17 protein-coding genes, 1 pseudogene and 1 riboswitch are annotated in these 22,166 nt (G+C 70.7%); of the genes and pseudogenes, 10 read left to right on the top strand and 8 right to left on the bottom strand.

Going from position 1 to position 22,166, the window contains the following annotated elements:
- Nucleotides 1–20: 20 nt before the first annotated feature.
- Entirely contained in the window at nt 21–1,031 is a 1,011-nt protein-coding gene (locus ODJ79_RS09695) for a hypothetical protein (protein WP_263023014.1), read from the bottom strand.
- Between the two features lie 202 nt (nt 1,032–1,233).
- Here ODJ79_RS09695 and ODJ79_RS09700 point away from each other — a divergent pair, with 202 nt between their 5' ends.
- The 7 genes from ODJ79_RS09700 (at nt 1,234) to ODJ79_RS09730 (ending at nt 9,207) form a co-directional block, all read left to right on the top strand.
- Nucleotides 1,234–2,052: a class I SAM-dependent methyltransferase gene (locus ODJ79_RS09700; RefSeq protein WP_263023015.1), complete on the top strand. Its 819-nt coding sequence runs from the start codon at nt 1,234–1,236 to the stop codon at nt 2,050–2,052.
- A 64-nt stretch (nt 2,053–2,116) separates the two neighbouring features.
- Nucleotides 2,117–3,049 carry a phytanoyl-CoA dioxygenase family protein gene (locus ODJ79_RS09705; protein WP_263023016.1) on the top strand — a complete coding sequence of 311 codons (933 nt, stop codon included), beginning with the start codon at nt 2,117–2,119 and terminating at the stop codon, nt 3,047–3,049.
- 57 nt (nt 3,050–3,106) lie between these two features.
- Nucleotides 3,107–3,430, top strand: a complete 324-nt coding sequence (locus ODJ79_RS09710) for a hypothetical protein (protein ID WP_263023017.1) — start codon at nt 3,107–3,109, stop codon at nt 3,428–3,430.
- 183 nt (nt 3,431–3,613) lie between these two features.
- Complete coding sequence (locus ODJ79_RS09715) at nt 3,614–4,597, top strand: matrixin family metalloprotease (RefSeq protein ID WP_263023018.1); 984 nt, start codon at nt 3,614–3,616, stop codon at nt 4,595–4,597.
- Nucleotides 4,597–5,112 carry a DUF4232 domain-containing protein gene (locus tag ODJ79_RS09720; RefSeq protein WP_263023019.1) on the top strand — a complete coding sequence of 172 codons (516 nt, stop codon included), beginning with the start codon at nt 4,597–4,599 and terminating at the stop codon, nt 5,110–5,112. Before ODJ79_RS09715 ends, ODJ79_RS09720 begins: the two co-directional genes overlap by 1 nt.
- Nucleotides 5,112–5,987: a hypothetical protein gene (locus ODJ79_RS09725; protein ID WP_263023020.1), complete on the top strand. Its 876-nt coding sequence runs from the start codon at nt 5,112–5,114 to the stop codon at nt 5,985–5,987. Before ODJ79_RS09720 ends, ODJ79_RS09725 begins: the two co-directional genes overlap by 1 nt.
- Nucleotides 5,988–6,162: 175 nt before the next feature.
- Complete coding sequence (locus ODJ79_RS09730) at nt 6,163–9,207, top strand: tetratricopeptide repeat protein (protein WP_263023021.1); 3,045 nt, start codon at nt 6,163–6,165, stop codon at nt 9,205–9,207.
- Here the strand turns inward: ODJ79_RS09730 and ODJ79_RS09735 are convergent.
- The 5 genes from ODJ79_RS09735 to ODJ79_RS09755 all read right to left on the bottom strand — a co-directional run bounded on the left by ODJ79_RS09735 (nt 9,191) and on the right by ODJ79_RS09755 (nt 15,379).
- Complete coding sequence (locus ODJ79_RS09735; RefSeq protein ID WP_263023022.1) at nt 9,191–9,721, bottom strand: DUF4232 domain-containing protein; 531 nt, start codon at nt 9,719–9,721, stop codon at nt 9,191–9,193. The two genes, ODJ79_RS09730 and ODJ79_RS09735, sit on opposite strands and share 17 nt — an antisense overlap.
- 142 nt (nt 9,722–9,863) lie before the next feature.
- Complete coding sequence (locus ODJ79_RS09740; protein ID WP_263023023.1) at nt 9,864–10,640, bottom strand: C40 family peptidase; 777 nt, start codon at nt 10,638–10,640, stop codon at nt 9,864–9,866.
- 32 nt (nt 10,641–10,672) lie between these two features.
- Nucleotides 10,673–10,862, bottom strand: a riboswitch (cyclic di-AMP (ydaO/yuaA leader).
- Nucleotides 10,863–11,322: 460 nt separating this feature from the next.
- The gene (locus ODJ79_RS09745) at nt 11,323–13,425 is read right to left on the bottom strand and encodes an MMPL family transporter (protein ID WP_263023024.1); all 2,103 of its coding nucleotides are present in this window, start codon (nt 13,423–13,425) and stop codon (nt 11,323–11,325) included.
- A gap of 80 nt (nt 13,426–13,505) precedes the next feature.
- Entirely contained in the window at nt 13,506–14,177 is a 672-nt protein-coding gene (locus ODJ79_RS09750) for a response regulator transcription factor (RefSeq protein ID WP_263023025.1), read from the bottom strand.
- The gene (locus ODJ79_RS09755) at nt 14,174–15,379 is read right to left on the bottom strand and encodes a sensor histidine kinase (RefSeq protein WP_263023026.1); all 1,206 of its coding nucleotides are present in this window, start codon (nt 15,377–15,379) and stop codon (nt 14,174–14,176) included. The genes ODJ79_RS09750 and ODJ79_RS09755 overlap by 4 nt, the downstream gene beginning before the upstream one ends.
- 216 nt (nt 15,380–15,595) lie before the next feature.
- On the opposite strand from ODJ79_RS09755, the gene ODJ79_RS09760 reads away from it, so the two are divergent.
- Nucleotides 15,596–16,030 carry a hypothetical protein gene (locus ODJ79_RS09760; RefSeq protein WP_263023027.1) on the top strand — a complete coding sequence of 145 codons (435 nt, stop codon included), beginning with the start codon at nt 15,596–15,598 and terminating at the stop codon, nt 16,028–16,030.
- Nucleotides 16,031–16,043: 13 nt separating this feature from the next.
- On the opposite strand, the gene ODJ79_RS09765 is transcribed toward ODJ79_RS09760, so the two are convergent.
- A complete protein-coding gene (locus tag ODJ79_RS09765; protein WP_263023032.1) occupies nt 16,044–17,195 on the bottom strand; it encodes an epoxide hydrolase family protein in 1,152 nt (383 codons plus the stop codon).
- Between ODJ79_RS09765 and ODJ79_RS09770 the strand changes: the two genes are divergently transcribed.
- A complete protein-coding gene (locus tag ODJ79_RS09770) occupies nt 17,170–17,730 on the top strand; it encodes a TetR/AcrR family transcriptional regulator (RefSeq protein WP_263023028.1) in 561 nt (186 codons plus the stop codon). The two genes, ODJ79_RS09765 and ODJ79_RS09770, sit on opposite strands and share 26 nt — an antisense overlap.
- A 37-nt stretch (nt 17,731–17,767) precedes the next feature.
- Here the strand turns inward: ODJ79_RS09770 and ODJ79_RS09775 are convergent, their stop codons facing one another.
- Complete coding sequence (locus ODJ79_RS09775; protein ID WP_263023029.1) at nt 17,768–21,202, bottom strand: tetratricopeptide repeat protein; 3,435 nt, start codon at nt 21,200–21,202, stop codon at nt 17,768–17,770.
- 160 nt (nt 21,203–21,362) lie between these two features.
- Between ODJ79_RS09775 and ODJ79_RS09780 the strand changes: the two are divergent.
- A pseudogene (locus tag ODJ79_RS09780) lies at nt 21,363–22,166 on the top strand (hypothetical protein); the annotation flags it as partial.

Raw genomic sequence — 22,166 nt, forward strand, 5'->3', positions numbered from 1 at the left:
CGGTCGACAGGGTGCTGAGGTCAGCCGGGTTCGTTCGGTTGGTCGGCGGTCTGCTGATCGATGGCCTGCCACCCGGCGGCGTTCAGGACGCGGGACCGTTCGGCCAGCCGGCCGAGCGCGGCGGCCGCCGCATCGTCGAGTGTCGCGCCGCTGTAGCCGACGTACGCCACCATTCCCGGTGCCGGTTCCCAGGCAAGGGTCGCGTTGCCGCCGTACACCGGTGACACGACCGCCGGGCGGCCGGCGACCCGTCCGCCGTCGCGGGCGTGCACCGCGTACAGCTGGTCCTCGAAGCCGCCGCCGCCGGCGATCCCGGTGTAGACGAGGCCGTTGTCCAGCGCCGCTTGCTCGCCGACCTCGGCGGTGTCGTACCGGGCCTCGTGAACGGCGGGCGACCGGTACGGCCCGCTCGCGACGACCACGTAACCGGCCGGCGGATCGACGACCGGTCGGTTGTGGACGACGGTGGTCCGCGCTGCGATCGCCGTCAACGCGGACTCGGGAAGATCACCCCGGATCCGGGCGTACGCTCGGGCGACCGGCCAGCTCACCGTTCCCTGCTCGGCCCTGCCGGCCACCTTGCCCACCTCGACGGCGCGGCCGCCCTTGGGCGCGCTGACCGGGAACGTGACCACGGCACCATGTCTGCCCAGCGTGCCGTCGGGCCGGCGCACCACCACGGTCCACGGCCCGTCGGCCGCCGCGCGGTCACACCGGACAAGCCCGCTTGGCCGGCCGGTGGCCTGCTCGACGACGAGCCCGGCCGGCGGATCCGCGACCACCGGAGTCTGCCCCCAGCCGACCGGCACGCACGGAGGACCGGCCGGCGGAGCCGCCTCGCTGGTGGCTCGACCGGCCGGCGGAGCCGCCTCGCTGGCGGCGATCGGTCCGGGTCCACCACGGTCATCGAGCGCTGCCATCACTGCCCCGATCGCGCCGGCACCCGCCAGCAGCAGACCGGCCACGATCATCAGCCGTCGCGACGGACGCCACGGTGGCTTGTCCGAGCCGAACTCGACGACGTCGGCCACAGCCTCAGTATCCACGACGGGGCAAGAACACCACGCGAGCCGTGCCTGTCGCGCTGCGGCTCGGCAGTCTGATTGGTAGCAGATCGGTTGCCGCGGTCGGCTTCCGGCGCATCATGTGAAAGCGCAGGCCGCGCCTTGCCGGCGTGGCGTGATCGCGAAATCGCCTGGGGGAGACGTGGAGGCCGCACCGAGCAGGACGGCGATGCTTGCGGCGCTGGCGCGGGGACTGCTCCGCCTGGAGACGACGCAGCCCTGGGCGCTGGACGACGCGTTCGCCCTGGTGCTCGTCGGTCCGGTGTGGCAGGAACTGCGCGACCGGGTGTACTCGCAGTTCCCCGGCCAGGTCGGACGTGAGATCACCGCGGCGATCTGCACCCGCAGCCGGTACGCCGAGGATCGGCTGGCCGCCGGCACCTTCGCGCAGTACGTCATCCTGGGCGCGGGGCTCGACTCGTTCGCGTGGCGGCGCCCGGACCTGCTCCGCTCTCTCAAAGTGTTCGAGGTCGATCATCCGGCATCCCAGGAATGGAAGCTCGAGCGGGTACGGGATCTCGCACTTCCGTCCAACGACTCGCAGGTGTTCGTTCCGGTTGATTTTGAGGCCGAGCCGCTTCGGGACGCCTTGCAGGCAGCCGGGTTCGACTGGGGCCGACGGTCGCTGTTCTCCTGGACCGGCGTTGCCCCTTATCTCACGCCGCAGGCGGTCGCGTCGACGTTGCACACGATCGCGGGGGCTGCCGCCGGCTCGGAGGTGGCGTTCTCCTATCTGGCCGAGGAGTCCGTGTTCGACGAGGTCGGGAAGGAGTTCATCCGGATCTATGCTCCGCTCGCAGCCTCGCTCGGCGAGCCGCTGCGGCCCGGCTGGTCGGTCACCGAGATCGAACGGCTGATCAGCCGGTGCGGGCTGGAGGTCGTCGACCATCCAGCACGTACCGACCTCCAAGACCGGTACTTCGCCGACCGGACCGATGCCCTGCGGCCCTACAACGTGGAGACCCTGGTCACCGCACGGGTCCCCTGAGCGCAAACCCGAGAACGCCGACCACGCGGTAGCATTGCCTGCCCCCGCGTGGCAGGAGGCCATCGTGACGTCTCGATACCAGGTACTCGACGACGATGACGTCGATCAGTTCTTGACCCAGGGTTTCGTCGCGGTGCGCGGGTGCTTCTCGCGCCAGGCGGCGCAGGAGTTCACCCAACCGGTCTGGGACCGGATGGGTTATGCCGCCGATGCCCCGTCGACCTGGGCTGAGCCGGTGGTCCACCTGGCCGGTCGGCGGCAGCTCGACGTCCGCGAGTTCGCTCCGAAAGCGTGGGCCGCGGTCGGCGACCTGGTCGGCGGCGAGGACCGGATCAGCTCCGAGCTGCCGTACGTCTGGAGCGACGGGTTCATCGTCAACCTGTGGCAGGGCGCTGACGAGCCGTGGGCGCCTGCCTCGCCGGCCTCACCCGGTTGGCACAAGGACGGCGACTTCTTCCGGCACTTCCTCGACTCGCCTGAGCAGGGCCTGCTGACACTCGTGCTGTGGTCGGACGTACAGCACCAGGGCGGTGCAACGTTCGTCGCGGCCGACTCGGTCGGCCCGGTGGCCCGATTCCTCGCGGCCCACCCCGAAGGGGCCTACCCCTTCCCACAGCCGCCGGGCGTCGACGACGCACCGGTCTTCGACTTCGCCGACCTGGTCGCGCCGTGCCGCGAGTTCGTCGAGGCCACGGGGGAGGCGGGTGACGTCTACCTGCTGCACCCGTACATCCTGCACGCCAAGTCACAGAACGCGCTCCGGTTGCCTCGGATCATCACGAACCCACCGCTGACGCTGGCCGAACCGATGCGGTTCGACCGGAGCGATCCGAGCGAGTACTCCCTCGTCGAGCGTGCTGTGCTGGAGGCGCTCGGCACGCCGAGCGTCGATTTCACGCCGGCCGCGGTGCGCCAAACGCTGGTGCCGCCGCGGGTCGCGATCCAGCAAGAGCGGATGGCCGAGGAAGATCGCAGGCTTTCCGGCAAGGCGCACTGAGCTCACGCGTTCGTCGCCGCCGCGACCGCGGCGAATTCGCGCGGATAAGATCGACGCGTGAGGATCGGCATCCGCAATTGCCTGCCGGGCGCGGGCCGCTGGCCGGCGATCGCCGGAGCCCTGGTTGTCGTGGCCTTGCTCGCGGCTCCGGTCCGGGCCGCGGAGCCGGGCGGCGACCACCCGAACGACATGAACTGCGGGAACGTCCTCTGGTTGACCCCGCCGACACCGGACCCCGCCGACCCCGACTACGAGTTTTACCGCGAGAAGATGGACCGCGGCTGCCGGGAGGCCCGCATCACTCGAGGCGCCACCGCAGCCCTGGTTTCCGTGATCACGGTATTCGGCGTGGCCCTGCTCGTCCGCCGCCTGAAAAGGTGAGCTGACTTCCCCGTACCGTTCCCGTAATTCGCCGTCGGGGGTGAGCAGCGATACCGCCGCTGAGCTGCTCATTCCGGTCGATCATCAGCGCCAGCAGAGATCGAGGAAAGCCTCAGTCGTCCCTTCCAGGATGAGGTCATCGCCCGCCGTGCCGGGCGCCCTCACTGGACGGGAGAAATGTCGATGACAGCTTCCTCACCTACCCGGATCGTCGCACTGGCACTGGCCGGCGCCCTGGTCGCCGCGAGCCTCGCCGAGGCTGCGCCCGCCGCGGCGGCGCCGCCGAGGCCGAACACCTTCTGCGCCGGGACGGCCGACATCAACGCCGCCCTGATCACCTCGGCCGTCAACCTGGGCTCGTGCGCGATCCAGAGCCGGCGCATCGTCCTGATGCGCAGCGACGGCAAGTCGGGACCGGCCGTCGACGTGCCGCCGCCCGGGCGCACGATCGGCAACGAGACCCTCACCACGTCCGGCGAGTACTCGCTGCGCGTCACCAACAACGACGGCATGGTCAGCGTCACGACCGAGGTCCCCGGCGCGGTCCGCACGCTCGCCCCGGCCACCGATGCCGCCTGTGGCGAGGGCGCGTACAACCTTGAGGGCGGCCGCTGGACCAGGACGCTGAAGTGGTTCTACAACTCCGCCTCGGCCGGCCGGGCCGGTCTGAGCGCGTCGGCGACGCTCGCCGACATCCGGGCCGGCAACACCAACATGTCGACTGGTCAGAACAACTGCGGGTACGCGACCGGCACGTTCAGCTCGACCGGCGCCTACCAGGGGACGACGAGCAGGTACGCGAACATCAACAGCTCGGCTCAGTGCACGGGCAACTTCCCGGACGGCCAGAACACCGACAGCTGGGGGCCGTTCGACAGTTCGGCCGCCGGCACCCTGGCGGTCACCTGCTACACGTACAGCGGCGGCGCGATGACCGAGTCGGACACCTACTTCGGGTCCAACGTGGGCATGGTCGACTCGTTCCCGGCCTCGTGCAGCGGCAAATACGACCTGCAGTCCGTGTCGACGCACGAGTGGGGCCACGCGTTCGGCCTCGCGCACGAGACGAGCGGCACCGCCGAGGTCATGTACCCGTACAGCTACCCCTGCGCCCTGCGCCGCCATCTCGGCAAGGGCGACTACAACGGCATGAACTCGATGTACTGATGAGGACACCAATCGTTCTGCTTGCGGTGGCCGCGGTCGCGGCGGCCTCCGGTTGTACGTCCGCGGCTCGTTCCGCGGTTCCGGGCGATCCCGTGTCGCCGGCCGGTCCCGCGTGCACGTCCGCCTCGCTCCGGGCGCGCCTCGCCGGCACCGACACCGGGCTCGGCCGGAGCGCCACCACGATCGAGCTGAGCGGCGGCTCGGCGACCATCTGCCGGTTGCGCGGGGCCCCGGCCCTCGACCTCTTGGACGCGCACGGAGACCGGGTGCGCGCCGCCGTGCCGGCGCCGGGCAGCGCGCCGCAGGTGGTGGTGGTCTCGCACGCCGGCGTTGCCTCCTTCGTGGTGACCTACCGTGACTTCGACTCGGTGACCGGGCGTGCGTGCACCCCGGTGACCGCGCTGGGCATCGGCCTGCCCGGCGATGCTGGCCGGATCACGCTGGCGGCCGAGCTGGCGCCGTGCGGCCAGGTATCCGTTTCCGAATTCCGCAGTGGAGTGGGACAGGTGAACTGATGAGACTGACCAGCAAGAGCGGCCTGCTGGCCGCGGCGTCCGCGCTGGCCGTGGCCGCGGCACTGACCCCGGCCGGCCCCGCGCTCGCCGAGGACACCGGCTTCTGGTACGGCGCCGACGGCGCCGGCCCGGGCCCCGCCAACAGCTCCGCGCCGTACCAGGAACCGTCCTGCGGCTCCGGCCACATGTACGGCGGCTACATCGGCAAGATCGGCGGCGCTGACCTGGTGTCGGCGTCGAACCCGACCGGGTACGGCCCCGGCCACACCGGGGCCTGGAACAGCACGTACGCCGCGGACGCCAACGCGAACCACTTCAACTACAACCCGGAACACGGCGTCGGAACCGGTGGGTACTGGTTCATGTTCGGCCCCGGCGCCACCGACGGCACCGGCCTGGGCGCGTACGCCTGGGGTCAGCGGCAGGGCAAGTGGGCGCTGGGCGACTGGCAGACCTGGTATGCCAACGGCACCCACCGGATGCCCTTCCAGATCCTGTGGATGGACGTCGAGAGGCCCGGCTTCTACGGCTGGGGCTCCGACGGCGCCGCCAACCGTCAGGTCTTCAACGGCTTCTGGGACTACGTGACCAACGCCAAGCAGGGGCCCGTGCCCGGCGTCTACTCGACGGCGGCGCAGTGGAACGAGATCATGGCCGGCAACACCAGCATCCCGAACACCTGGGAGTGGACGGCGCAGACCAGCCGCAGCGCCCAGCCGTCGCCGTGCCCGACCAGCTTCTCCGGCACCGGCCAGAGCGCGGTCTTCTTCGGCGGGCAGAACGCGAGCAGCGCGCACGCGGCGATGTGGCAATGGTCGCTGAGCAACACCGCCGACTACGACCAGATCGACTCGAACAAGAACATTCCCGACTGAGGCGCGTGACCGGGGCGGACCGCCAGACCCGCCCCGGTCACGGCAGTGCGGAATCCTGCACGGCAGGCGCCGACCGGCCGTCCGCGGTGTTAGAAAGGACGCGGACATCGATAGTGATCTAGGTCTACCTGGGTACTCGCAGGCACGCCTGGAACACAGCCGGGAGGCGATCGACATGATCGATGCGGTTGGCGACGACGATGGCACCGGTATCGGACGATTCGTCAGGGCCCGCCGACGCGACGCCGGGCTGACGCAGCAGGCGCTGGCCGGCCTGGCCGGGGTCAGCGTCGCCACGATCCGCGATCTGGAACAGGGCCGCACCCGGCGGCCGCGGACCGCGTTGGTCGATCGGCTGGCGGTCGCGCTCGGCGTCGCGCGCGGCCAGATCTACGGGCAGAAGCCGGCCGCCCGGCGTGATCGTGGCCTGTGGCTGGGCGTGCTCGGCCCGGTCACCGCCGCCCGGGACGGCCGCGCGCTGGACCTCGGCGAACCGCGCCAGCGCGGCCTGCTGGGCTTGCTCGCGCTGAGCGCAGGCGCGAGTGTGCACCGCTCGGTGCTGGTCGACGCGTTCTGGGGGCAGAGTCCACCGGCCGCCGCGGTAAACCTCATCCAGGCGTACGTCGGAAGGCTGCGCCGGGTCCTCGACCCGGACCACGCGCCGCGCGACGGCAGCGGCGTCGTGGTCTCCGGCGGCACCAGCTATCGGCTCCACGTGGACACCGAGCAGCTGGACTGGCTCGAGTTCCGCCGCCAGCTCGCCGTCGCCGCGCACCCGGATTTCGACGTCGTCGTCCGCTGCGAGGCCTACGAGCAGGCCCTGCAGCAGTGGCGCGGCGATCCGCTGGCCGATGTGGACGTCCTGCGCGGTCATCCCGCGATCGCGGCCGCGGCCCGCGAGTGGGGCGCCGCCGTCGCCGGGTATGCCGAGGCCGCGTTCCAGGCCGGGCTGCCCGACCGCGTGCTGCCCTACCTGTGGCAGTGGACCAGCAAGGACCCGCTGCATGAGAAGGCCCACGCGATGCTGATGCTGGCGCTGGCCGGCACCGGTCAGCAGGCCGCCGCTCTGGACGTGTTCGCCGACGTCCGGGACCGGCTGGACGCGCAGCTCGGGGTACGGCCCGGTGCCGAGCTGTGCGAGGCGCAGGTGCGCGTGCTGCGTCAGGAGGCGTCGGGCGGTCCGGCCACCACTGTCGCCGTGCAGGCTCCGCCGGTGCCGCACCAGCTGCCCGCGCCGGTCCGCCGGTTCGTCGGACGCGACGAGCAACTGGCCGCCCTGAACGAGGTGCTCGACTCCGTCCCCGGCGGCCCCGGTCCGGCGATCGCCGCCATCACCGGCACAGCCGGCATCGGCAAGAGCACGCTCGCCCTGCACTGGGCGCACGAGATGACCGATCGCTTTCCCGACGGTCAGCTCTATGTCAACCTCCGCGGCTACGACCCGGGCGGTGCACCCCTCGAGCCGGCCGCCGCCATCCGCGGCTTCCTGGACGGCCTCGGCCTTCCCGACGAGCGGGTGCCCCGCGACCCGCACGCGCAGGCCGCGCGTTACCGCAGCCTGATCGCCGGGCGGCGGATGCTGGTCGTGCTCGACAACGCCCGTGACAGTCAGCAGGCGCGGCCGCTGCTTCCCGGCGCCACCGGGGCCATGGTCGTGATCACCAGCCGCAGCGAGCTGACCGGGCTGGCGGTCGGCGAGGGCGCCGAGACGATCGACCTGCCGCTGCTCGGCGAGACGGAGTCGCTGCGGTTGCTGGCCAACCACCTGGGCAGCGACTGGGTGGCCCGGCACGCCGACAGCGCCGGCGAGCTGGTGCGGCTCTGCGACCGACTGCCGCTGGCCCTGAGCATCATCGGGGCGCGGGCAGCCGCGCATCCGGACTCGGCCGCGACGGTGCTGATGGAGCAGCTGCGCGACGCCCGCGGCCGGCTCGACGTGCTCACCGCGGGCGAGGCATCCAGCGATCTGCGGGCCGTGCTGGGCTGCTCGTACGGCTATCTCAGCGCCACCGCGGCGCGGCTGTTCCGGCTGTTGTCGATCCATCCCGGGCCGGAGGTCTCGGCGCCGGCCGCCGCCAGCCTGGCCGGCGCGCCGAGCGGCGTCGCGCTGGAGGAACTGACCCGCGCCCACCTGGTGATCGAACAGCGGCCCGGCCGCTACGCCCTGCACGATCTGCTGCGCGTCTACGCGTCCGAGCAGGCTCGGCAGTGCGACGACGCGGGGGAGCGGGAGGCCGTCGTCGACCGGGTCCTCGACCACTACCTGCACACCGCCCACGCCGCGGCGCTGCTGCAGGAACCGCCCCGCGACCCGTTGGCGCTGCCCGAGCCCGCGATCGGTGTCCGGACCGAGCCGCTGACCGGCGACGAGCACGCCTCGGCGTGGTTCGACACCGAGCACGCCGTGCTGATGCGCTGCGTCGCGCTGGCCGCCCGCACCGACCGGACCCGGCACGCCTGGCAGCTCAGCTGGACGCTGATGACCGCGTTCTCCCGCTCCGGCCACTGGTCGGACCTGGCGACGGCCCTGAGCCTCGCTCTTGACGCCGCCGACCAGGCCGGCGACCTGACCGGCCAGGCCTGGGCACATCGCTTCCTGGGCCGGGTACGCACTCTGCAGGGCGAGTACGAGGCGGCGCTCGGCCACCTGCACCAAGCGCTGGAGCTCTTCGGCCGGCTCGGCGACGCCGCCGGCCAGGCTGCCGTCCATGTCGGACTGATCCGCGAGTGCGAACGGCGCGGCCGGCACCAGGCTGCCCTCGATCACGCCAAGCGTGCGCTGGAGCTGCAGCGGGCCGCCGGCTACCGGGTCGGTGAGACGATCGCCCTCAACAACGTCGGCTGGTGCTACGTGCGGCTGGGTCAGTACACCGAGGCGCTGTCCTGGTGCCGGGAGGCGCTCGCCGCGCAGCAGGCGATCGGCTACCGCCCGGGGGAGGCGTACACCTGGGACACCCTCGGCTACGCCCATCACCACCTGCAGCAATTCGACGAGGCGACCTGGTGCTACCGGCAGGCGCTGGACCTCTACCGCCTGTTCGACGACCGGTACGAGCAGGCGGCGACGCTGGCCCGGCTGGGCGACACGCACGCCGCCGCGGGCGACGAGAAGGCCGCCCGCAGCCGGTGGCATCAGGCCCTGGACCTGCTCGACGAGTTGCACCATCCCGACGGCGACCGCCTGCGCGACAAGCTGCGCCGCGTCACAGCGCGGGTGTGAACATGGTGACGCCGACCCCGCCGCACGGCCGGAACGACACCGGGACCCGGACGGACCCCCGTCGGTGCGCGACCCTGATCCGCACCGCGTCGACCGCCTGACACGGGGCCCCGTCCACACTGTCGGACTGGTAGATCACCCGTAGCCAAGCATGTCCGCCCGGCGCGAGGGTGACCGGCCCCGAGTCAGGAGTGGGACTACTGCCCGGCGTCGGCCCGGGCCGCATCGGCGGCCCGTCGCCGCCCAGCGCGTCCGGAGTAGCCGTGCCGACCACCGTACGGCCGTGGATCAGGTCCAGGCGCGGGTAGCCGGACAACCGGCAGGAGGTCCGGGACATGTTCTGCAGGGACACCTCGAACGCTCCGTCGCCGGCGATCCCGAGCTCGCCCCGGACCTCGCTCATCGCGCAGACGGCCGGGCTCCGCGTGCTCGCGGCGGCCAGATGCGGCGCCACCAGGGCCAGCACCAGCGTTGCGGGGGGCGCCACCAGGGCGGCCAGCCAGCGGGTTCTCATCCGCCCACCATGGCTGCCGGCACTGCACGTCGGCTGATGGTTCGCTGACCCGCATTCCCGTAGTCCGCATTGCGCTGCGCCGGACAGACGGCAGGGCATGACTCGACGAGTCATGCCCTGCCGTCCGGCTATCGCGCGGTCCTCATGCCGCCAGGCGGCGCACGACGTAGTTGGATTGGTAGATCTTGCGTTTGGTGACCCGGGCACCGGTGTGCGGGGAGTCGTACATGTAGCCGTTGCCCGCGTAGATGCCGACGTGCGATCCGTACGAGCCGGACCGGAACACGATCAGGTCACCGATCTGCGCCTTGCTCTTGGCGACCGCGATGCCGTACTTCTGCTGCAGGTTCGCCTTGTGCGGCAGCGACTTGCCGATCGTCTTCTGGTAGACGTAGAGCGTGAAACCGGAACAGTCGAACCGCTTGGGGCCCGCGGCACCGAACTTGTAGAGCGCGCCGACGTGCTTGTTCGCCTCGGCGAGGATGCGGGCACCGGTGTCGCTCTTGACCGTGACCGACAGGTTGACCCCGGTGTGCGAGGTGTACGTGTCGTTGCCCAGGTAGACCGCCCGGAGGTAGCCCGAGACCGCCGGCTTCGCGTAGAGGTTCGCGACGCCGTCGCCGTTCAGAGTCGCGGCCGTCGCATTGATCCATTTGCCGGAGCGGTAGGCCTGCAACCGGACCGTTCCGGACGTGACCGCCGCGCCGGTGCCGGGGTCGGTGTACCGCACGGTCACCCGCACCTGTTGGCCCTTGGTGATGCTGCGGGCACTGATGGCGGTGCGCACCGAGGGCGTGACCTTCGCGTCGGCCTCGGCGGCGACGGGAGTCACCGCGTAGGTGGCGGGGGTCGCGATCAGCTGGCCGGCGCCGAGGCACAAGCCCAGGGACAGCGCGGCGGTAACGGTGCCGATCGACATGCGGCGGCTCGAATGGTGTTGGTGCACGGAAAGAGATCCCTCCGGCACGCCTGCGAGGTTAGCTGTCGGGTTCGGGCGGGAAGGTTGCCCGGCCGCGGATCGCGGCTTCACCCCGAGGTTGCCCGTGCGCCGCTACTGGAGCGGGTCGCGCAGGAGCTGGACCAAAAGATCGGGTCCCCCGTCCCTGCCCCCGTATGCCTTGTGGTTGTGCGGTGCCAGTGGTCGCGACGATCCAACCCGGGGCAGGGCTCGGCGTGAGCCGGTTCGACGCGAGCCGGGCAGCAGGTGCGACCGGCGCTTCCTTGCTACCTCACTGCGCGCCCACCAAGAGTCCACGTGCCATTACGCCACGTAATTGCCTGGCGGACGGTGTCCGGGTCTTTATCTGATCGAGAAGAATTTCGTCACGCCACGCGTTCGCGTGGGCGCTCTAGGTTGAGTTTGCGGGTGAATCACAACACACAGAAAGTTGCCGGGATGCGCGCCGCCGTCGGCACTCCCGGTTCTGGTGGCCGATTGCGGTCGTCCGAAGGTCTGATCGCGGGCTCCGCCCGCTGGTCACGGGATGCGACACCATGCCCGAGCCGGGCCTGGCCGCGTGGCGTCTGACCGTGCGCACGCTCGACCAGCCGGCACCGAGGATCAGCGGAGCCGGCTGGTCGAGAGGCGTCGGAGGGCACGGCTAATCGGATAGTCGATCACCGGCGAGTGCGGGGGCCGGCGGGGCGGCCGGAGCGGGGCGCGGCGCGGCGGCCGGCAGCAGGCTCGCCAGCCAGGCGGGGAGCCACCAGTTGGCCCCGCCGAGAAGCTCCATCAGCGACGGGACGAGGACCATGCGGACCACCGTGGCGTCGAGCAGGACGGCGGTGGCCAGGCCGAGGCCGAACTGCTTGACCGCGATGTCACCGGCGAGCAGGACGGTCGCGAAGACCAGGACCATGATGGCGGCCGCCGCGGTGATGACCCGCGCGGTGTGCGACAGGCCTCGGGCCACCCCCTCGGGAGTTGCGGCGCCCGCGTCGTACTCCTCGCGGATGCGGGAGATGAGGAAGACCTCGTAGTCGGTGGAGAGGCCGAAGAGGATCGGGAAGATGAACAGCGGAACCCACGTGGTGATCGGCATGGCCTCCGGGAAGCCGAGCAGGTGGCCGAACCAGCCCCACTGGACGACGACGGTGAGGACGCCGTACGCGGCGAGCGTCGAGAGCAAAGTCATCACGGCCGCCTTGACCGCGATCACGACCGAGCGCACCAGCGTGAGCAGGACGAGCAGCGACAGGCCGACGACCACGGCGACGAGCCAGGGTAGGCGGCTGCCGACGGCATCGGCGAAGTCGATGGTGCCGGCGTTGGGGCCGCCGATGTAGACACCGGGTGGGTCGACGCTGTCGCGCAGGTGGTGTACGAGAGCCGGGGTGGCCGCGTCCTGCGCGCCGGTCGCCGGGTAGGCAACGAAGAGCTGCGCGGCGCCGTCCGGGCTGGTCCGCGGCGGGGTTACGCCGGCCACGCCGGGGGTTGCGCGTACCGCCTCGGCCACGTGCGCCATGTTCACCGTGGCGGACGAGGAAACGAAGACCAGTGGCGCGTCGTAGCCGGCGCCGAAGCCCGCGGCAAGCATCTGGTGGGCCTGATAGGCCATCGTGGAATGCGGCGCGGTGCTGGAGTCCTCGAAGCTCAGCCGCATCGACAGCGCGGGCGCGGCCAGCGTGAGCATCACCGCGGCGCCGACGACCAGTGCGACGACCGGGCGGCGCTGCATGACGCCGGCCCAGCGCTCGGCGAGCGGGCTGCGGGTGGCGGTGCGGCCCAGGTACGGCAGACGCAGCCGGTCGATGTTGTGGCCGGCGAAGCCGAGCAGCGCGGGCAGCAACGTGATCGCCGTGACCATGGTCATCAGGACGGTGACCGAGGCGGCGACCGCGGTCGCGTTCAACAGTTGCTGCCGCATGACGAGCAGGCCGAGCATCGCGATGACAACCGTGGTGCCGGCGAACAGTACCGACCGGCCGGCGGTGGTGAGCGCGGTGACCGTGGCCGCGTGCGGGTTCTCGCCGTCGTGCAGCGCCTCGCGGTAACGGGTGACGATGAACAGCGCGTAGTCGACGCCGACCCCGAGACCGATGAGGGTAGCGACGACGGGCGTGAACGACGGCGCCGGCAGCAGGTGGCCGAGCAGGTCGATGAGGGCGAGGCCGGTGCCGATCCCGAGCAGCCCGGTGATCAGGGGCAGACCCATGGCCAGCAGCGACCCGAAGCTGACCAGCAGCACGACCATGGCGGCAAGCACGCCGAAGCCCTCGGTCGGTCCGCCGTACGGGACCTCGGCGGCGAGCACCGACCCGCCGTCGAACGCGAACGTGACGCCGTCGCCGCTCGCGGCATGCGCGGCGTCGATCAGTCCCCGGGCGGTGGACGTCGGTATCTGCGACTGGTCCGATTCGATGCTGACGAATCCGGTACGCCCGTCCGACGACGCCTGAAGCGGGCCGGACACGTGCAGGCCGGGGGCGGCGGCGACGCGGGCGAGCAGCGCGTCGAGGCCCGGGGCGTTGCGGGCCCCGGCGTCGGCCCGGACCGCCAGCGTGAGGGAGTCGCCCCGCTGTCCCGGGAAGTGCCGGTCGAGGATCCGCTGGGCCTGCCCCGAATCGCTCGAGCCGCCCGTGAAGTCGTTGTCGGCGGCCGCCGCGTACCGGAAACCGATCGTCATGATCAGGGCGGCTCCGACCATCCAGAGTACGACGACGAGGCGTCGCCGCCGGTAACAGAAGCTGGCAAGCTGTTTCATGGCGGTAGCCTCGCGCCTGCGGTGCGCCACCCGAGTCCGGCTGCGGAAGTCACTTCGGGCCGCGCCTACCGCGGCGGATGTCACTCCGGGGGAGTACCGGGGGTTATCAGCCCGCTTTCGTACGCCAGCACGACCAACTGGGCCCGGTCGCGCACCGCCAGCTTCGACATCATCCGGCTGACGTGGGTCTTCACGGTGAGCGGGCTCAGGTGCAGCACGGCGGCGATCTCGTCGTTGGAAAGGCCGCCGGCGACCCTGGTCAGGACGTCGCGTTCCCGCTCGGTGAGGGCGGCCAGCGCCTGCGGCTTGGTCGCGTTCGGCCGGGGCCGCCCGACCAGATCGGCGATCAGGCGGCGGGTGATGCCCGGTGAGAGCAGCGCGTCGCCGCGCGCGACGACCCGGATGGCGTGCACCAGGTCGCCGGGCTCGATGTCCTTCACCAGGAAGCCGCTCGCTCCGTACCGCAGGGCCTGATAGACATACTCGTCCGACTCGTACGTGGTCAGCACGAGCACCCGTACGCCCGCGAGATCGTCGTCCGCGCCGATACGCCGGGTTGCCTCCAGGCCGTCCACGCCGGGCATCCGGATGTCCATCAGCACGACGTCGGCGCGGTTGTCCCGGGCGACCCGTACGGCCTGCGCGCCATCGGCCGCCTCGCCGACCACCTCGATGCCGTCGACGCCGGTCAGCAGCACCCGGAAACCGGCGCGGATCAGCGCCTGGTCGTCGGCGAGCACCACCCGGATCACGACGCCGGCCCGTCGAGCGGGAGGGTCGCGTGGACGGCGAAACCGCCGCGGATGCCCGGGCCGGCGTGGAAGGTGCCGCCGATCGAACCGGCACGTTCCCGCATGCCGTTCAGCCCGTGCCCGGTCGGCCTCCCGGAAACACCCACACCGGTGTCGACGACGTCGATGACCAGGTGGCCGTTCTCGACCGCGAGGGTCACGGCGGCCGTGGCCGGCCCGGCGTGGCGCAGCACGTTGGTCAGGGACTCCTGAATGATCCGGTACGCCGTGACGTCCACCGAGGCGGCTCGCGGCGGCGCCGGCACGGGCGCCGAGAGGGCAACCGGCACGCCCGCCCGCCGGACCGTGCCGACCAGCACGTCCAGGTCGTCGAGCCCGGGCGTCGGGTGGACGGGGTCCCGGTCGTCGGCCTGGCGCAGCACGTTGAGGATCGCCCGTAGCTCGCGCAGCCCGTCCTTGCTCGCGGCCCGGATCGCGGCGATCGCCTCCGCGGCCTCCTTGGGCGGGTCGGTCAGCACGTGCGCGGCCGCCGCGGCCTGCACGCTGATCGTCGCCATCGTGTGGGCCACCACGTCGTGCAGCTCGCGCGCGATGCGCAGCCGCTCCGCGTCGACCCGGCGGCGGGCCTCCTCCTCGCGACTGCGCTCCGCCTGCCGGGCCCGGTCGCGCGCCTCGTTCAGGTACGCCTTGCGGTTCGCCGCCGCCAGCCCCAGCCCCACCGCGACGAGCAGCTCGAACGGCGCGACGGTCGCCGCGCCGCCGAACGACTGGTACGGCCCCAGGATGCCGCCGGCGAGGGTGAGCACGACGATCGCGACGACGGCGGGGAGGACCGCCCGCCGAAGGCCGCCTTCCACGACCACCGCATAGAGGGCGATGGTGGGCGCGATCAGCGCGGCGCCGTAGACAAAACCCAGCATCGAGTACGCCGATGTCAGCGCAACCGTGAGGGCCAGCACCGCGATCGGCCACCGGCGGCGCCAGGCCAGCGCGATCCCGGCCGCCGTGACCAGCAGGTAGGCGGGCCAGGGCGGCGGATGGACACCGGGTGGGAGGGCGTGCGACGGGTCCGTGGGGTAGGACTCGCCCAGCGAACCGAACACGATCAGCAGCGTCGCCGTGGTGACGCCGAGCCAGTCCCACAACGGACCGGAGGGCCACCACTTCGGTGGCCCCGCTACCGGCCTGGCCACGCCGCTCATAGCGCCGAGCCTACGGCGTCAACGGCCGGTGCCGCGTACGCCGGAAGTAGGCGACCTCCTACTCCCGGCGATGTACCACCCGCCGGTTGTACCTGTTTCGCGGGTGCGCAGAATGGTGCGGTGACCGGACATACGGACGCAGCTCAAGGTGAGAAGGCGTCGGGGAAAACCGGCGCGGCGGCTGCTCGGATCGGGCGGCCGGCGCTCGGTGTGCTGTTGATGCTGCTGGGAGGCTTCTGGGCGCTGGCCAACCTCGGGCTGTGGAACAACTTCGTGATCGGCGTGGTGATGGCCGGCGCGGGGCTGGTCCTGGTGCTGGTGAGGCCGTTACGGTGGCGACTGGCCGGGCCGGTGATAGCGCTGGTCACGGTCGTCGGGTCGCTTGCCGGGACGTTGCGGCGGGACTACTACGTCTGTTGCATGTTCGGTTACAACATGTGGCGGGGGTGGCCGCTCGTTTGGCTCAACCGCGGCGCCGACGGCGATACGGAGCAAGAAGCTCGGCGACTCGCATTGCAGCAGCACTGGTCGGCCGACCCGACCAGGCTGACCATCGCCATGGTGTTCTGGGCTTGCGCCGGACTCGTGGTCGTGGGCGTGGTGACCCTGGCGGCGCGCCGGGCTACCCGACGCCCGCACCAATCCGAGTAGCCGGCCGGCCGTTCTACCTCGACGGCGAGCCGGTGCCGGTCGGTGCGAGCGTAGGGAATTGGCGGTGGCCAAGCTTGACGGCGCGTCGTAGGTCGGCGGCATAGGCCTCCGGCTGTTCCCACGCCGCGAAATGACCGCCGGCGGGATGCTCGACGTATTCGACGATGTTGACGAACGCTTCGGCGTAGCTGCGCGGCGCGGGCTTGATGTCGCGAGGGAAAGCCGACAGAAGCGTCGGCGTTTCGACGCGGGCAGGGATAACAGCGGGCTCGGTGTAGGTGGCGAACGACGTCCCGATCGTGCCGGTGACCCAGTACGCGGTGATCCAGGTCAGGAGTTCGTCCGTGGTGAAGGCCGCGTCGTCCGACCATGCCTGGAGCTTCTCGGCGATCCAGGCCGCGAGTCCGGCGGGGGAGTCCCCGAGGGCGACGGCGAGCGTGTTGGGCCGGGTGGACTGCTCTGCGATGTACCCACCCTCGGCGCGGAACCACTGCGCCGCCCGGCCGAGGTACGCAGCCGCGTCAGGCGTCAGGTCGGACGGGTCGGCGGTGGCCGCATGGCGCGGGGAGACGTTGGTGAGGTGCAGGGAGGCAACCCGCTCCCGGTGTTCGGCGGCCAGAATCTCCGCGACGTCGCCTCCGACGTCGCCGCCGGACACGGTGTAGCGGGCGTACCCGAGGGTGTCGAGGGCGTCCGCGACGATTCGCGCGATGCGGCCGACCGACATGCCGGGCGCGGTCAGCGGGGGCGCGAACGGAAAGCCGGGCAGCGCAGGAACCACGACGTGCATGTCGGCGAGCAGGGGCAGGAGGCGTTCGAAACGGAGCACCGAGTCGGGCCAGCCATGCAACAGCACCACGACGGGTGCGTCGGCGTCGGCGGCTCGCTGGTGAATCAGGCGGAGTGCGGCGTCGCCGGCACCTACCGTCGCCCACGGATACCGCCCGATGCGGCGCTCGTGCACGGACCAGTCGTAGCCGTTGGACCAGCGGTCGAGCAGCGTGGTCAGGTCGGTGTTGCGAACTCCGCGCGTCTTGTCATCGTTCCAAGGGGTCGCGATGCGGCGCGTCCGCTGGAGGCGTTCGTGCAGGTCATCGATCATGTGTATGAGCATACACATCATGTGTATGCTCATACACATGGTGGTACGTGACGCGGCCGACACCAAGCGGCGGATCCTGGAGTCGGCACAGCGCCTCTTCGCCGGGCTCGGCTATACGGCGGTGACCGTCAAAGGGGTAGCTGACGCCGCCGGGGTCTCGCCGAACCTCATCACCCGCTACTTCGGCGGGAAGGACGGCTTGTTCCTGGCGGCCACCCGGGTGGAGATCCCGGTCGTGGACTCCTTCGCCGGCGATCTGTCATCGCTCGGCTCCCGCCTCGCCGCCAACATCGTGCGGCGTTGGTTCGGTCAGCCCGGGGAGGATCCGTTGCTTCTGTTGCAACGGGCGTCCGGGGAACGCCCGGAGGCGGCGGAAGCGCTCGCTGCCTTCCTCGACCGGAACTCCCTCGAACCGCTGCGTCGCTACCTGCGCGACAGCGGCCTCGATGAGGCGACCGCTCGCGACCGGGCCGCCGCGATCGACGCCTTCGTGCTCGGCGTCTCCACCCGCCGCCGGATACTGCGGGCCGCCCTCGGGGATGCCGGCGAGCTCGAAGCCTGGCTCGGCGCCACCATCCAGCGCCTCGCCGACGGATGACAGCAGTCGCAGCGCGCGGAGCTCACAGCGCATGAGGTCACCGCGCTACCGAGCGGCCGTCGTGCTGCGATGCAACGGCGATTTCCCGTGTCAACAGGTCCAGATCGCGAAGGCGGCCAGGGATTCCTGCCGATCGGTAGTAGCCAAGTGCGGCATCGCAGTGGTCGGCCGCCGCGTGCGGGTCGCCCGCGGCGAGTCCCGTCCTGGCCAACGTCGTCAGCGCATCGCCGGCCAAGACGCGGTAGTCCTTCCGGCGCGTGATCTCGAGTGCCTCGGCGGCGGCATCTCGCGCCTTTTCGATCGCACCCAGCCTGAGCAGCACGTTCGCCAATCCGATGCCGGACTGGGCGGCGAAGTACTGAAACCCGTGCTCGCGGCTCAGCTCCAGCGCTTCGCGAAAGCGCGCCTGCGCCTCGGTGACCGCGCGCGCCCCGAGCAGCGCGGAGCCGAGCGTGTTCAACCCTCCCGCGATCGCCCTCCGGTTCGCCAGGTGCTCCGCGATCCGCAATGCTTGTTCAGCGGCGTCGACACCGGCACTCCACTCGGCCCGCTGCTGATACAGCTGGCTCAGCTCGTCAAGCGTGGACATCTGCCCACTCTTGTTGTTCGCCTCCTCGAAGTACGCGAGGACCCGAGTGAGGTGCTCGTGCGCGGCGTCGAACTCCTCAAGGTGGCGCAGTGCCATGCCGAGGTTGTGGCAGTTCACCATGGCGGAAGGTAGCCGCGCCTCTTCGCTGTTGATGTCCATGGCGGCCCGGAAGTGCCCGACCGCATCGCGCAGCCGGCCCTGTTCGGTGTACATCACACCCAGGTCGTTGAGGGTGACGGCCCGGACGTGTGCGAACTCGCTTCCCCCGCCTACGCGAAGGACGTGCTGGTAAAGCTGGTGGGCATCGTCCATCATGCCGAGCTCGGCATGCACCAGTCCGAGGTTGTGCATCAGATATGCCTCGCCGATCAGCCAGCCGCTGTCGCGCGCTGCGGCCACGCCCGACCGGTACGCCTCCAGCGCTGTCCGATGCCGGCCCAGCGACCAATGTGCTTGGCCGATGGTCTGGTACATGGCGGCCTGCGCCATGCGATCGTCGGCGGCTTCGGCCGCCATCATGCCGGCCGTGCCGGTTGCCAGCCAGGAAATCGCGTCCCGACATACGAAGAAGTAGCCGCGTAGCTGATCGGCGAGTTGCCATGCCCGAGCCCGATGTACGTCACCGGCCAGCGTTTCGATGAGCGCGACGAGGTTTCCGATCTCCTCGTCCAGCCAGGCGGTCGCGGTGCTGACGTCGGGAAAGCACATGGCCGTCGCGTCGACCTCGGTGGGCAGCCGCACCATCGCGGGATAGACGAGCCGAATCGCGGCTGCGGTGCGGGTGAGATACCAGTCGGCGACCCGGCGCAGCGCTGCCGACTCGCTGCCGTCGTCGTACACCGTTCCGACTTCGAGCGCGTAGCGGCGGAGAAGATCGTGGTAGCGGTATCTGTCGGTACCGGCCATCTCCAGCATGTTCTCCGCCACCAGACCATCCAGCGTCCGTCCGGTCGCGTCGGCGTCCGTCGCGAAGAGCGCCGCCGCGGCCTCTCGCGAGAAGGTCGTGCCCGGCAACTGCGCCGCCGACCGGAAGAGCCGCGCGGCCTCGGGTCGCAACTCTCGGTAGCTGAGATCGATGGCGGCGTCTGCCGCATTGCCCGCCGGTGGCCGGCCGTCGGCCAGAGAACGAAGGAGTTCCGCCGGGGTGCGCCGCGGGCGTCCGGCGAGCCGGCTCGCGATCACTCGGAGAGCGACCGGGAGGCGACCACACGCCTCGGCGAGCGCTGTCGCTGCCTTCCGATCCGCAGCGGTCCATGCCGACCTGGACCGGCCGCCCAGCATGTCGACGGCCTCTGTCAGTGGCAGAACCGGCAGATGGATGTGCACGGCGCCAGGTAGGTCGGCGCATTGCTGCCGGCTGGTGATCAGGACCGCGCTGCCGCCGCTACCCGGCAGCAACATGCGGAGCTGATCGGTATTGCGGGCGTTGTCCAGGATCACCAGAACCTGTCGCTCGGCCAGTAGCGTGCGATAGAGGGCACACGCCTCATCGACCTCGATCGGGACGGCGTGGCCGGGCGTGCCGAGGCCGCGCAGGAGCCGGGCCAGTACGGTCAGGACGCTGGCCGGCTTGCGCTCGGCTCCGCGCAGGTCGATGTAGAGCTGCCCATCGGGGAAGTCGTCGCGCAGGCTTTCGGCGGCCCGCAGCGCCAGGCTGGTCTTGCCCACCCCGGGCATGCCGGAAAGGACGCAGGTGACCTGCCGGGCGGTCCCCGCGTTGCGCAGCGCGGAGCGGAACAGTCTCTGGAGAGAATGCAGCTGCTCAGCGCGCCCGATGAAGTCGGCGGGCGGTGCCGGAGCCTCCCACGGTATGGGTAGGCGCTCTTCGCGGGCACGCGGACGCTGGTCCCAGCGCCCCGCCAGCACGGCCTGCCGCGCGGCCACCAGCGCGGCGCCGGGCTCGATGGCCAGTTCCTCGGCCAAGCGCCGCTTGATTTCCTCGTACGCGTCAAGCGCCGCGGCCTGCTGGCCCAACGCGGCGAGAGTGACTACCAGCCGCGCGTGCAGGGGTTCGTGCCAGAGATGACGGGCGGCCAGGCGACGCAGGCGCGGCAGTACTTCCGGCAGGCGCTGCACCGCGAGACCGAGGAGGGCCAGTTGGATCGTGCTCTCGATCAGTTCATCGGTGAATGCCGTGACCAGGTGATGTTCCTGCAGCTCCACGATGTCTTCCGCGGCCCGGTGCCCGCGCCAGAGATCAAGAGTCGACTGAAGCAGGTCGAACGCTCGCTGTGGATTCGACGACGACCGGCGCCACTCCGCGAGCTGGTTGCGATAGTCGACCACGTCGAGACCGTTTTCATCCATACGCAGCTGGTAACCGCCCGGCGTCCAGACCAGCGCCGCGGCGCCGTCGCATGGTCGCGGTTCGAGAATCCGGCGTAGCCGGCTGACGTGCGTCTGCAGAACGTTCGCGGCGGAACGCGGCGGCCCCTCCGGCCACAGCACCTCGATCAGTTCCTCGCGGCTGACCGGATGGTGGGGCGTCATCGCGAGCCGCGCCAGGACGACACGGTGGCGCCCCGAACCGACGTCAATCGGTCCCGATGGGGATTCGACGGCGAGCGGACCCAAGACGGAGATCCGTACCGGTCCGGATCGCGCGGGCGGCTCGGGTTGCCGACGGATTGCCAGCTGGCGCAGGCGTCCGCGATCCGCTCTGCTCAGCTCCAGCGCGTCGGCGAGAGCTTCGCTCGACCGCGCGTGTGGACGGCTGCTGCGGTCCTGTTCCAGGTCGCGGATCGCGCCGAGGCTCAGTCCGGCTCGACCGGCCAGCTCCCGCTGGCTGAGACCGCGATCCTGACGCCATTGACGGATCAACCAGCCGAGACTGCCCACGTCCTCCATTGTGGATTTCCCCCGTTTCGTGATCAGTTTCGGCATGCAGCGTAGTACGGGTCGAGTACGGGTTTCTGTCCTCAAGCGATCGAGGAGTCACGAGCCGCAAACTCCCCGTACGGCGGGCGCGACGGCGCTCGCACCGACGGGGGAGGAACCGCAGTAGATGTACGTTCGATTGCTACGAAGACTGACGGTCGGGCTGGTGGTCACGCTGGCCCTGTTCACCGCGCCGCAGGCGATGTCACCCGCGTCTGCCGCGCTCCTGACGGGCACGCCGGGCGATCCGCCCCTGCCGTCGTACCCCGGCCTGCCACCGCTGACCGGCAGCACCACCCTCGCCACGGTCACCACGACCGCGACTCCCTGCGACGACAACGGCACGGACCAGCATCTGACCCGCAACGAGGTGCTCACCCGTGCCCGGAGCTGGTTGAGCGTGGGCATCCCGTACAGCAAGGAGCGGTGCTACCGCAACAGCTACGGCGACTATCGCACCGACTGCTCCGGGTTCGTCTCGATGGCCTGGGGCCTCGGCGGATCGGGGAGTTCGTACTGGACCGGCAACCTGGACCTGCAGTCGTATCCGATCTCCCGGTCCTCACTCCTGCCGGGTGACGCGCTTTTGCGGCACACCGGCGACGTGCACGAGAACCACGTTGCACTGTTCGTCGAGTGGGCCGACTCGGCGCACACCCAGCCGGTTGTCATCGAACAGACCGGCAGCCGTGACACCGTCCAGGACACCTGGTCCAGCAGCAACGCCAGTCTCTACACCCCGGTTCGATACGACAACATCGTCGAAACGGGCGCGATCGAAGTTTCGTCGTCCAGTGGTCGTTCGTATTTCGGTGATGGTCAGCATCACGCGTATGAGCTTGGTGCGAGCGATACGTTGCAGCATTTCTGGTACACGCCGGGTCAGACGGGTTGGAGTAACGCGACCCTTCCGGGTTCGTTGACGGCGGAGCCGGCGGCGTATCTGGCCAACGGGCAGCACCACGTGTAC

Source organism: Actinoplanes sp. KI2 (assembly GCF_025630775.1).
Classification (GTDB): domain Bacteria; phylum Actinomycetota; class Actinomycetes; order Mycobacteriales; family Micromonosporaceae; genus Actinoplanes.